The sequence below is a fragment of the Psychromonas sp. genome (genome assembly GCF_047632955.1).
In the GTDB taxonomy this organism is placed as follows: domain Bacteria; phylum Pseudomonadota; class Gammaproteobacteria; order Enterobacterales; family Psychromonadaceae; genus Psychromonas.
Genome location: NZ_JBLIED010000002.1, coordinates 232,028 through 244,305 on the forward strand (window position 1 = coordinate 232,028; position 12,278 = coordinate 244,305).

A 12,278-nucleotide genomic window follows, 5' to 3' on the forward strand; every position below is an offset into this window, starting at 1 on the left:
AAACGGTTCACAAGCCGCATACAAAATTGAACAACAAAAGACAGCATTTTACTCTGTTTATATGCAGACCATTACAACACAACAGCAATGGAAGGATACACCATAATGAATGAAACCCTACTCGCGTTAATCGCCTTTTCGCCAATACTCATCTCGGGGGTATTGCTGGTCGGTTTAAACTGGCCGGCTAAACGCGCCATGCCGATAGCCTTTGTATTAACCGCTCTGATAGCACTGTTTGTGTGGGACATGTCGGTCACCCGTGTTATTGCATCATCCCTGCAGGGTTTAATGATCACCGTTGCCGTTCTGTGGATTGTGTTCGGCGCCATTTTTCTGCTTAATACTCTGAAACATACGGGGGCTATTACCGTTATTCGCAACGGCTTCACGGATATTTCCGCCGACCGCCGCGTTCAGGCGATTATCATTGCCTGGTGTTTCGGATCCTTTATTGAAGGTGCTTCCGGTTTTGGTACACCGGCAGCGATTGCCGCGCCGCTTTTAGTGGCTATCGGTTTCCCCGCATTAGCCGCGGTGTTAATGGGCATGATGATTCAATCTACTCCGGTTTCATTTGGCGCGGTCGGTACGCCAATCATTGTCGGTGTCAATAAGGGACTTGATACACACAATATCAGCGAAACTCTGGTTGCCGGTGGATCAACCTGGGATGTTTATCTGCAGGAAATTACCTCTAATGTGGCCATTATGCATGCCGTCGTGGGTACCTTTATTCCGGTGTTGATGGCGATGATGTTAACGCGTTTCTTTGGTAAAAATAAAAGCTGGACAGAAGGCTTAGATATTCTGCCATTTGCTATTTTTGCAGGTTTGGCGTTCACCGTCCCTTATGCTCTTACTGGTGTTTTCCTCGGCGCTGAATTTCCATCATTAATGGGCGGCTTAGTCAGCCTGGCGATTGTGGTCACCGCAGCTAAAAAAGGTTTCCTTGTTCCGAAAACTAAGTGGGATTTTGAAAGCGAAAATAATTGGCCGAAAGAATGGCTAGGTTCACTGAAAATAGAATTAAAAGAGAAAAACAATAAACCAATGAGCTTGACGCTTGCCTGGGCACCCTACGTATTGTTAGCCGTGGTTCTTGTTGCAAGTCGTGTGAATGCTGATTTTAAAGGTTTCTTAACGGGTATCAGTTTATCCTTCAGCAACATTTTAGGCGAAACGGGTATCAGTGCAGCCATTCAACCGCTCTATCTGCCGGGTGGTATTCTGGTCTTCGTGGCATTGCTTGCGGTTCTCTTACAATCACGCAGCGTCAAACCTCTGGTCAGTGCCTTTGGTGAATCAAGTAAAATACTGCTCGGTGCAGGTTTTGTGCTGGTCTTTACTATTCCTATGGTGCGTATCTTTATTAACTCCGGTGTGAACGCCGCAGATTTAGCCAGCATGCCGGTAACAACAGCACATTTTGCGTCAAACTTAGTGGGTGACTTCTTTCCGGCGCTCAGTGCCACCATTGGTGCAATGGGCGCATTTATTGCGGGCTCCAATACGGTTTCCAATATGATGTTCAGCCAGTTCCAATTTGAAGTAGCGCAAACATTATCTGTTTCCACTGCGGCTGTTGTTTCCCTGCAGGCGGTAGGCGCAGCGGCGGGTAATATGATTGCCATTCACAACGTTGTGGCAGCCTCGGCAACGGTAGGTCTGTTAGGCCGCGAAGGTTTGATACTGCGTAAAACAGCTATTCCGACCTTCTATTATATTGTTGCGACGGGTGTGATTGGTTTAATAGTCATCTATGGTTTTAATATCAGCGATTCCCTAATGAGCGCTCAACAGCTTCAATAAGAGTCTCACCGCTATGACAAAGTTTCAGGATGGGCTACTCGGCCCATTCTGAAATCGTAACCACAGATACAATGGCAGCAAAAGGAAAAACCAATGCGAATTTATCCTGCAAAACCAGACCAAGTATACTTCTATGCGACTTGTCTGGTTGATCTTTTTGATCCACAAGCCGGTCTTGATGCTATCACCCTGTTAGAGCAGCAAGGTGTCGAGGTGCACTTCATCGAAAAACAAACTTGCTGCGGTCAGCCGGCTTACAGCTCGGGTTATAATCAACAGGCAAAGCAAATAGCGCAAAGCCAGATGGATTTGTTCACGGAAAACTGGCCGGTGATTGTTTTATCGGGCTCCTGCGGTGGCATGATGCATCATCATTATCGGCGTTTATTCAAAGACGATCAAAACCTTCCCGAGGTTGATAGTTTTTGCGATCGCGTTTTTGAGCTGACAGAATTTTTAGTCAGCGTCTGCCGAGTACAACTTCAAGACCGAGGAGAAAGTACCTCGGTGGTAATGCACACCTCCTGTGCGGCGCGCCGGGAAATGAACGTCCACGTAACAGCCACACAACTGCTAAGCCAGCTGGATAATGTCGAGATTCGCGAACAGGCATACGAAAGTGAATGCTGCGGATTCGGTGGTACTTTTGCAGTCCGTCATCCTGACATCAGCCAGTCCATGGTGGAAGATAAGACGCAACATTTGTCAGATACTAAAGCCGAAGATTTTGTCAGTGCCGATTGGGGCTGCCTGCTGAATATTAACGGTGCGCTGGAATATCAGGGCAACCCGATGCGCGGTCGTCACCTTGCAAGTTTCTTATTAGCACGCACGGGAGGCAAATAGAATGGATAAAGCAAATAATATCGACCACCTTGAAAAATATCAGGGCAACCCGATGCGTGGTCGTCACCTTGCAAGTTTCTTATTAACACGCACGGGAGGCAAATAGAATGGACAACGTAAAAAACGGCGTACACATTCAAGAGCTGGCACCGGAGCATTTTCATAAGCAGGCCAAAGCGGCCCTTGGCGATCCGCAGCTACGACAGAATTTCCGCGGCGCCATGGACTACTTAAAAGACAAGCGTAAAACTGCCTTTGCCGATCCGGCAGAAGAAAAACGAATTCGCGATTTATCCGAGGCGATTCGTCAGCGCAGCCTGAGCAAACTACCCGAATTACTGGAACAGCTGGAAAGCAACTGTAAAGCCAACGGTATTGAGGTGCATTGGGCAGAAACGACCGAGCAGGCCAACAGCATTATTGCCGGCATTTCGAAAAAGCATCATGCCAAGAGCATTATTAAAGGCAAATCCATGGTGAGTGAAGAAATTGAACTCAACCATGAAATGGCCAAGCTTGGCATTGAATGTTTAGAAAGTGACATGGGCGAATACATTGTGCAGCTCGATGGCGATAAACCCTCGCACATCATTATGCCTGCCATTCATAAAAACAAGCAGGAGGTCAGCGATACCTTTGAAAAATACCTCGATGATTTCACGCCGACCATAGACGTGGATGAGCTTATTCAAACCGGACGAACTCGTTTACGCAAAAAATTTCACGACGCGGATATCGGTTTATCCGGGGTTAACTTTGCGGTAGCTGAAACCGGCACCCTCTGTCTGGTTGAAAACGAAGGCAACGGACGTATGTGTACGACCGTGCCCAATGTGCATATTGCCATTACCGGTATCGAAAAGGTGGTGGAGTTTTTAAGCGATGTACCACCGCTGTACAGCGCCCTTACTCGATCGGCTACGGGACAGGCAATTACTACTTACTTTAATATGATAAGTTCACCGCGCCGCGCAGGTGAATTAGACGGCCCAGAAGAAGTCCATTTGGTACTGTTGGATAACGGCCGTTCGCAGGCGTTTGCCGACGAAGAGATGCGTAAAACACTGCAATGCATTCGTTGCGGCGCGTGCATGAACCACTGTCCGGTTTATACGCGCATTGGCGGTCATGCTTACGGTACAACTTATCCCGGTCCTATCGGCCAGATTATTTCCCCGCATATGATGGGACTTGATAAAACCCAAGATTTAGTAACAGCTTCCAGCTTATGTGGTGCCTGCGGTGAAGTGTGTCCGGTGCGGATCCCCATTCCCGAAATGCTGCAGCGCTTACGCCAGGAAGCTAAAAACCCGCCCACAGCGGACATGCCGGCCATAAAAGGGCAAGCGGCCGCAGCCAGCAAAATAGAGTCACTGGCCATGAAAGGATTTGCCTTTGCCGCAACTCACCCGACTGTTTATCATCTCGGTACCTGGTCAGCCACCAAGGTAAAAGCCCTGATGCCCGGCAATTTAGGCGCATGGACCCAATGCCGAACAGCGCCCAAACCCGCCGGAAAAACCTTACACCAATTAATCAAAGCACGGAAACAGGGAGAAAAATCATGAGTCATGCAAGAAATGCAATTCTAGCTCGTCTTCGTGATGCAAAGCCCGAAGCAAAAGTAATGGAAACCATCACTTACCAGCCATGGATAAGTCAGGATCAGCAACTTTTAACGGAACGTTTTATTGCCAGTTTATCGGCCAGCCATGCCGAGGTGATTTCAACGGATGTTGCAGCGTTGAGCAGTACAATAGAAAAAATCGTAGTCACTAAAGCGCTTAAGCAGATTGCCCTGGGCAGCAGCGGTGAATTTCATGAACAGATTGTCCAGGCAACAGCGCTTTTAAAAACACACTTTTTTGACAAGGATATTAAGGATTGGAAATCGGCACTGTTTAATGATATCGATGCGGGCATTACCCATTGCCAAGCCGGTATAGCAGACACCGGGACATTAGTGTTGTGGCCGGATATTGCCGAGCCAAGAACCCTTTCACTGATACCACCCTGCCACATTGCCTTGATCAAAAAATCCACAATTGTCAGCAACTTTGCAGAGCTGATGATAGAGCAGGCATGGCAGAACAACATGCCGACTAATATCGTTTTAGTTTCCGGCCCGTCTAAAACCGCAGATATACAGCAAACATTGGCTTACGGTGCCCATGGACCAAGCCAGTTAATTGTGATTTTAATCGAGAATATGTAATGAAATACAACGATCATTATAACGACCAAAAACTGGCTTACGGTGCCTAGCGACCAAGCCAGTTAATTGTGATTTTAATTGAGAATATGTAATGGAAAACAACCAATATAACGACCAAAAACGGGCTTACGGTGCCCATGGACCAAGCCAGTTAATGGTGATTTTAATTGAGAATATGTAATAAAAACAAACGACCAATATAACGATCAAAAACTGACTTACGGTGCCCACGGACCAAGCTAATTGGTCGTGATTTTAATTGAGGATATGTAATGGAACATAACGAGCAACATAACTACCAACAACTGCAGGACTTGCTGACGACTCGAGTTAATCAGCAGCGTATTTTCACCGAAGAAGCGCAGATGCTTGCCTACGGAACAGATGCCAGTTTTTACCGTTTACTGCCGAAAATGGTGGTGTGTTTAAAAGATCTTGATGAAGTCATTTTTACCATTCAATCCTGCGCTAAGTTCAACATTCCCTGCACTTTTCGAGCAGCAGGTACGAGCTTATCCGGTCAGGCGGTTTCAGATTCCGTTTTAATCATGCTCACCGATGATTGGCGCGGCCACAGTATTCACAACGACGGCCACAAAATCACCCTGCAACCCGGGGTTATTGGCGCCGATGCCAATCAATACCTGGCATCCTTCGGGCGTAAAATAGGCCCGGATCCGGCCTCTATCAATACCTGTAAAATTGGCGGTATTGCGGCCAATAATGCCAGCGGCATGTGCTGTGGTACAGCACAAAACTCTTACCGTACTGTTGACAGCATGAAGCTGGTTTTTGCCGACGGCAGTTTGCTTGATACTTCCGACAAAGAAAGTATTAAAGCTTTTGAAATTAACCAGCAGCCGTTAATTTCCGGTATTAAAAAACTCTGTAGCGATGTGCAGAATAATGAGCAATTGACCCAGCGTATTCGTCATAAATATCGTCTTAAAAATACCACCGGCTATTCAATCAATGCGCTGGTTGATTACTCTGATCCGATCGAAGTAATCAAGCACCTGATGATAGGCTCTGAAGGTACTCTGGGTTTTATTGCCGAGATAACCTACAACACCGTTATTGAACACCCGCACAAAGCCTCTGCTTTAATCGTCTTTAAGGACATTGAACAAGCCAGTCAGGCCGTCACCGCGTTAGCAAAAGATCCCGTTTCGGCGGTTGAAATGATGGATGGACGGGCGATGTCTTCGGTGGCGAATGCACCCGGTATGCCTGATTTCATCAAGGGCTTAGATTTAGAAGCCGGTACGCTGTTGATTGAATCCCATTCCGGTGATCAGGCAACATTAGATCAACAGTGCGCCACCATCATGGACACAGTCGCGCAGTTTAAGGTCATTGAATCCATCGCTTTTACCAGCGATGCACAGACCGTCGCCACCCTGTGGGGCATTCGTAAGGGCATGTTCCCGGCCGTTGGCGCGGTGCGAGAAGTCGGTACCAGCGTAATCATTGAAGACGTGGCTTTTCCGGTTGAACATTTAGCCGCCGGCGTGCGTGATTTACAGCAGCTTTTTGATAAGTTCCACTACGACGAAGCAATCATTTTTGGCCACGCATTAGAGGGCAACCTGCACTTTGTCTTCACTCAGAGTTTTGACTTACCCGCTGAAATCAAACGCTATGGCGACTTTATGGATGACGTCGCGGACTTAGTCGCGGTGAAATATCAGGGCTCATTAAAAGCGGAACACGGCACAGGCCGTAACATGGCCCCCTATGTGGAGCTTGAATGGGGTAAAGATGGTTATGCCCTGATGCAGCAGATTAAAGCGTTATTTGATCCGCGCAGCATATTAAACCCGGGGGTGATTATTAATGAGGATCCGCATTCACACCTTAAAAACCTTAAACCTATGCCCAAAGCTGACGATCTGATTGACCGTTGTATTGAATGTGGTTTCTGTGAACCGGTCTGCCCTTCCCGCACTCTTTCCCTGTCACCGCGCCAGCGTATTGTGTTATATCGCGAGCTGCAACGCCGCGAAGCTGCCGGTGAAACAGAAAATTTGGAGGAGTTCCGTAAGGTCTTTGAATATCAGGGCTTAGATACCTGCGCGGCCACCGGCCTATGCGCCGAACGCTGCCCGGTTGGTATTAATACCGGTGATCTGGTGAAAAAACTGCGTACTAGTAAGTACAAGAAATACAACTCTATCGCCCGTTGGACAGCCGAGCATTTCACGGCCACCACCAAAATGGTGAATATCGGACTTAAAGTTAATAATATTGCCCAGAAAACCCTCGGCGACAAAGTCGTGGGCAAAGTCACCAACGGCATGCGCAAGCTAAGCGGCGGTAAAACGCCGATGTGGATTCCGGAAATACCGAACTCTAATCCGCATCGCCCCAAAAGCACTGTCTCCAATCACACTGTCTTCAATCACAATACTGCCAAAAAACATAATATGGGAGATGACAAAAAGGTCGTTTATCTGCCTTCCTGCGCCAGCCGTACCATGGGACAGCAAGCGGACAACAGTGATTCCCGCCCGCTCACGCAGGTCACCACCTCGCTGCTCGACAAAGCCGGCTTTGAAATCATTATTCCTGACTCCCTGAGCGATCAATGCTGCGGTATGCCCTATGACAGTAAGGGCATGAATGATATTGCGAAGCAAAAGTCACTGCAGCTGGAAGAGGCATTGTGGAAGGCCAGCGAACAGGGAAAATGGCCAGTTTTAATGGATACCAGTCCCTGTGCAAAACACAGTATTGAGCAGTTTACCCGGCCAATGGAGATTCTCGAGCCCACGGCTTTTGTGCTCAATCACCTGCTTGAGCATTTAACCCTTTCACCGCTTAAAGAAACGGTCATGCTGCATATTACCTGCAGTTCACGGCGCATGGGCCTTGCAAACAGCATGTTAAAACTTGCCAATGCCTGCGCTTCCGATGTCATCATACCTGAACATATTCAGTGCTGTGGCTGGGCCGGTGATAAAGGTTTTACTACGCCGGAACTTAATGCAGCAGCGCTGCAGACACTAAAACAACAGGTACCGGATAACTGTACGCGCGGATTCAGCAACAGCCGAACCTGTGAGATAGGTTTATCGCACCACAGCGGGATTCCTTATCAGTCTATTTTGTATCTGGTAGATGAAGTGAGTGCTTAGCACATAAAAGGCACCCCATACCTCCGATTAAAATACCTCGGAGGTGACGAGGAGTATAGTGCATAAAATCTAATCGGTTGATTAATATAAATAAACAGCCGATTTGCTTTGTTTGTATGCTTTCGCTTTGAGCGTTTAGTTTAACTTTCTTTGTTGGAGTTTCGCCCCTGACGGCGACTTGACTTCTCTTTGAACGGCCAAAGAGAAGTAAGCAAGAGAAAAGCCGCCCTGCCATTTTTTGGATCTTGCACTGCCCAACCGCTTTTTAACGCACCGGCTCGGACAGCACATCCTTGTGCAGAGCCGAGCCTAGTGGAAACAACAAGGGCACGCAGAGCTTAGCCCGCTCATAAGCCTGAACTGGCGTTCAACTCGCTCCATGTTTCCACTTGCTAAAGCGTTTGTTCAGTACAAGAAAAATGGATGGGAATTTTCGTAGCCGCATTGGGTTGATAATCTAATACATTGAATTTTTTATGAAATAAAAGTGGACGTCCCACTTCCCACTCATAAAAACCAATTGCCTAGTTAATACAAATAAACAACCAAGCCTACAGGCTCAGTTCCGAAAGACACCGGTATATAGCAGCTAAGTGGCACTTCATTTGGAATCCCGCCTTTAGGCGGGCGGTTTTTGATAACCAAAAAAGTGCAGCTTAATTGTATGTGCTAACTATTTTTCAATAATTTTCAGTGAATAAAGATCATGGCGGCGATCTTTCAGCGCATGCACACTGCCGTGATTATGTAATGCTTTTAGAAGATCTAAATTGACGTCCACAATTAAGCTCATTTCCGAGTTAGGGGTGGCTTCTGCTTTAATACCCGTGGTTGGGAATGCAAAATCTGACGGTGTAAACAGTGCAGATTGTGCATACTGAATATCCATATTATTAACCCGGGCGAGGTTACCAACCGCACCGGCGATGGCCACATAACACTCATTTTCGATGGCGCGCGCCATGGCACAATGACGCACTCGGGTATAGCCGTTTTGGGTGTCGGTTAAAAAAGGCACAAATAGAATATTCATGCCCTGATCGGCCAATAAACGCGCATACTCTGGAAATTCAACATCGTAACAGATCATAATGCCCACTTTGCCACAGTCGGTATCAAAGACCTTGATGTTATCTCCCCCGGTCATTATCCAATTTCGTTTTTCGGAAGGGGTGACATGGATTTTATCATAACGCTCCCAGGACCCATCCCGGCGGCATAAAAATCCTGAGTTATAGAGTTTATCATCAACCACATAGGGCATGCTGCCGGTGATAATATTGATATTGTAGGTAATGGCAAACTCGATAAATTTATCGCGAATAGGAATAGTATAATCAGCTAATTTACGGATCGTTTCTGGAATATTTAAATGATGGAATTGCGCCATTAGGGGCGCATTAAAAAGTTCCGGAAAGAGTATAAAGTCACTTTTATAATCCGATACCGCATCCACAAAAAATTCAATTTGCTCATAGAGATCTTCAAGACCGGCCATGCTGCGCATTTGCCATTGCACCAAACCGATACGCACTTCGGATTTAGGAGCATTAATCAGTTTCACTGAACGGGTATAATAAATATTTGGCCATTCTAATAAGGTCGCATATTCCATTGACTCAACATCACCGGAAAGGTAATTTTTAAGCAGTTTACGCACAAAAAAATCGTTCGCCAGTTGAAAGCTTAATACCGGATCGTAAATTTCTTTCTCTTTTACTTTCTCAATATATTGTTTTGCGCTTAATTGCTCCGCGTATTTTGAATAGTTGGGCATACGACCACCGGCCATGATAGAGCGTAAATTAAGGTTTTCACATAATTCTTTGCGCACCGCATACAAACGACGCGCAAGTCTCAGGCCGCGATAGTCAGGATGAATAAAGACTTCAATGCCATACAAAACATCACCGTCGGGATCGTGGTTAGCAAAGGTCATTTTTGAGGTGATTTCATCGTAGGTATGCTCATCGCCAAATTTTGCATAATCAATGATTAACGAAAAAGCACAGCCGACCACTTTACCGTCCACACAAACACAGATCTGGCCATCGGGGAAACGGGTTAACAACGCATCTATAGTCTGATCATCCCAGGTATTAAGCTGGTCTATCTGGTATACATCTGCACAAGCATTTTGCAGTTCCTGCATATCTTTTTTGGTTAAATGCCTGACTTCAACGTGATTGGCTTCCATAATTTGTCCCTAAAATAATGTAAAAACGCAACAGATATCCCCCACCAGCCATTTTATGCCGGCAGGGTCTTGATTATACGAAATAGGATTTTAAGGGCGGAAAGCCGTTAAATTCAACTGCACTGTAGGAGGTTGTATAGGCCCCCGTTGAAAACCAAAAAAGCCGGTCTCCCTCTTTCAAACTATGCGGTAATCTGTATTTATAATCTTCATACAAAATATCCGCACTATCACAGGTAGGGCCTGCTATCACCACTTCTTCAGATTCAGAATCCATTGCCGGTGAAGAGCATTCAAAGTACAGAGGATATTTAATCGCCTCGCCAAGGGTTTCTATCATTCCGGAGAACAGCCCGACATCGGTATATACCCACCGATATAACGCAGTCTTACTTTTACGTGAAACCTGCACCACTTCGGTCACCAAAATTCCCGCATTAGCCACTAAGGAGCGACCCGGCTCAAGAATAATACGCGGCAGTTTTAGACCAAAATCCTCGACCAGAAAACGATGTATTTCCGCCGCATAAACTTCCAGAGCATTAGCCTGATTAATATAATGAGCAGGGAAACCACCGCCCATATTCACCATCTGCAATTCAATATTATTTTCTGCTTTGAGACGTTCAAAAATCACTTTGACCGTCGCAATAGCACCATCCCAGGCGCCAATATCACGTTGCTGGGAGCCCACATGAAATGATACACCATAGGGCTCTAAACCCAGTTTTTGAGCTTTGACTAAAAGATCCATCGCCATATCAGGTTGGCAGCCAAATTTACGCGACAGCGGCCAGTCTGCGGTCAATGTACCGTCCGTAAGAATACGAACGTAAACTTTAGAGCCGGGTGCCATGGTTGCAATATTCTCCAGATCCGCGTCTGAATCCGTGACAAACATTCTTATACCGGCATCATAAAAATATTTAATATCTGCACGTTTTTTGATGGTATTGCCATAACTGATAAACGCAGGATTAGTGCCATGGGAAAGCACTTTGTCAAGCTCATAGACGGAGGCAAGATCAAATCCACCCTCTTTGTGATTAACAATATCAATAATCTCATGGGCGGGATTTGCCTTTAAAGCATAATAGATTTCCGCCCAGGGGAAATTATCCCTCAAGGCATCAAAATGCTCTTCAACAGTTGCGCTGTCTATGATCACAAAGGGGGTTTCTAGCTCTTTTGCCTTTGTGCAGATGCGCTCAAAAGTAGATTTTGAATAATATTTTAGTGGTTGTGCCAGCATGACTTGCTCCAGTGTAAATATATAATAGTTTATGATTCGGCATGTAAGCCAAATCCATTAATTTTTTACTCTGAGGTCAAGCAAAACAATTTATTTAACCACAGAAATAGCCCCATATAATGACCAAAGGGCGATAAAAATTGAAAAAGGCTTTGTTTTTTCTGGCTATTTTTCTAAAAACATTATGTATCACACCCGATGATTTATCGCAAACACTGATTGCTGCTTACGTTAAATAAATTAAGCTTCCTGAATTGCGATACCTATCGCAGCGGCAAGGCTGTCGAGTTGATCGCGATTGTCGAGGCGTACAGACCAACTGAGTCCGCTGCCTAAGGCGGTGATCACATTTGCACCACCGATCAGTGCAACTTCATCAACTTGAGCCTGCAGTGTCACTTTTGCATCACCTTCAAGCTTGATCATAATGTCCCGATTATTGGCCACTATTCGGCCCTGATTGAATTGAATTAGCATCTTATTTCCCTGATTTAATGATTGTTCGAGCAGTTTAAATAACATTGATTGATTTGACCATCACTGTGATGGTAGTCGATGTTGTTAACCATGAAATATGGCTGGGATTTCATACCAAATACATTTATCAAGACAGCCCTGTCTTTGGAACTGAGCCTTTAAGCTCGGCGGTTTATTTGCGGTTAACTAGCCGATTGGATTTGTTTATAAGCTTTTTCCTCGTTCCTACGTGGTAATGTAAATACCACACGGATTGTTTGTAAGCTTTCGCTTGAGGCGTCTGGTTTAACTTTTATTGTTGGAGTTCCGCGCTTGACGGCGTGTTACTTTTCTCTCAACAGC

Annotated in this window: 8 protein-coding genes; 5 read left to right on the forward strand and 3 right to left on the reverse strand. The window is 45.9% G+C overall.

Annotation, left to right across the window (positions count from 1 at the left end; translation table 11 throughout):
* Positions 1-105: 105 nt before the first annotated feature.
* From ACJAZP_RS02730 to ACJAZP_RS02750, 5 genes are all read left to right on the forward strand, one after another.
* Positions 106-1,812 carry an L-lactate permease gene (locus ACJAZP_RS02730; protein WP_415229198.1) on the forward strand — a complete coding sequence of 569 codons (1,707 nt, stop codon included), beginning with the start codon at positions 106-108 and terminating at the stop codon, positions 1,810-1,812.
* A gap of 93 nt (positions 1,813-1,905) precedes the next feature.
* Positions 1,906-2,658, forward strand: coding sequence for a (Fe-S)-binding protein (locus tag ACJAZP_RS02735; RefSeq protein WP_415229199.1), 753 nt, complete (start codon positions 1,906-1,908; stop codon positions 2,656-2,658).
* Positions 2,659-2,765: 107 nt separating this feature from the next.
* Positions 2,766-4,226 (forward strand): LutB/LldF family L-lactate oxidation iron-sulfur protein, encoded by a 1,461-nt coding sequence (locus ACJAZP_RS02740; protein WP_415229200.1) that lies wholly within the window; start codon positions 2,766-2,768, stop codon positions 4,224-4,226.
* A complete protein-coding gene (locus ACJAZP_RS02745) occupies positions 4,223-4,873 on the forward strand; it encodes a LutC/YkgG family protein (protein WP_415229201.1) in 651 nt (216 codons plus the stop codon). The genes ACJAZP_RS02740 and ACJAZP_RS02745 overlap by 4 nt, the downstream gene beginning before the upstream one ends.
* 272 nt (positions 4,874-5,145) lie before the next feature.
* Positions 5,146-8,010, forward strand: a complete 2,865-nt coding sequence (locus ACJAZP_RS02750) for an FAD-binding and (Fe-S)-binding domain-containing protein (protein ID WP_415229202.1) — start codon at positions 5,146-5,148, stop codon at positions 8,008-8,010.
* Positions 8,011-8,683: 673 nt separating this feature from the next.
* On the opposite strand, the gene ACJAZP_RS02755 is transcribed toward ACJAZP_RS02750, so the two are convergent.
* The 3 genes from ACJAZP_RS02755 to ACJAZP_RS02765 form a co-directional block, all read right to left on the reverse strand.
* Entirely contained in the window at positions 8,684-10,207 is a 1,524-nt protein-coding gene (locus ACJAZP_RS02755; RefSeq protein ID WP_415229203.1) for a GNAT family N-acetyltransferase, read from the reverse strand.
* A 73-nt stretch (positions 10,208-10,280) separates the two neighbouring features.
* On the reverse strand, positions 10,281-11,459 hold the full coding sequence (locus ACJAZP_RS02760; RefSeq protein ID WP_415229204.1) for a type III PLP-dependent enzyme: 1,179 nt from the start codon (positions 11,457-11,459) through the stop codon (positions 10,281-10,283).
* Positions 11,460-11,699: 240 nt separating this feature from the next.
* Entirely contained in the window at positions 11,700-11,936 is a 237-nt protein-coding gene (locus tag ACJAZP_RS02765) for a DUF3389 domain-containing protein (protein WP_415229205.1), read from the reverse strand.
* Positions 11,937-12,278: the final 342 nt, after the last annotated feature.

Coding starts and splice junctions, on each gene's coding strand:
- ACJAZP_RS02730 (WP_415229198.1), top strand. CDS start 106: ATGAATGAAACCCTACTCGCGTTAATCGCCTTTTCGCCAATACTCATC.
- ACJAZP_RS02735 (WP_415229199.1), top strand. CDS start 1,906: ATGCGAATTTATCCTGCAAAACCAGACCAAGTATACTTCTATGCGACT.
- ACJAZP_RS02740 (WP_415229200.1), top strand. CDS start 2,766: ATGGACAACGTAAAAAACGGCGTACACATTCAAGAGCTGGCACCGGAG.
- ACJAZP_RS02745 (WP_415229201.1), top strand. CDS start 4,223: ATGAGTCATGCAAGAAATGCAATTCTAGCTCGTCTTCGTGATGCAAAG.
- ACJAZP_RS02750 (WP_415229202.1), top strand. CDS start 5,146: ATGGAACATAACGAGCAACATAACTACCAACAACTGCAGGACTTGCTG.
- ACJAZP_RS02755 (WP_415229203.1), bottom strand. CDS start 10,207: ATGGAAGCCAATCACGTTGAAGTCAGGCATTTAACCAAAAAAGATATG.
- ACJAZP_RS02760 (WP_415229204.1), bottom strand. CDS start 11,459: ATGCTGGCACAACCACTAAAATATTATTCAAAATCTACTTTTGAGCGC.
- ACJAZP_RS02765 (WP_415229205.1), bottom strand. CDS start 11,936: ATGCTAATTCAATTCAATCAGGGCCGAATAGTGGCCAATAATCGGGAC.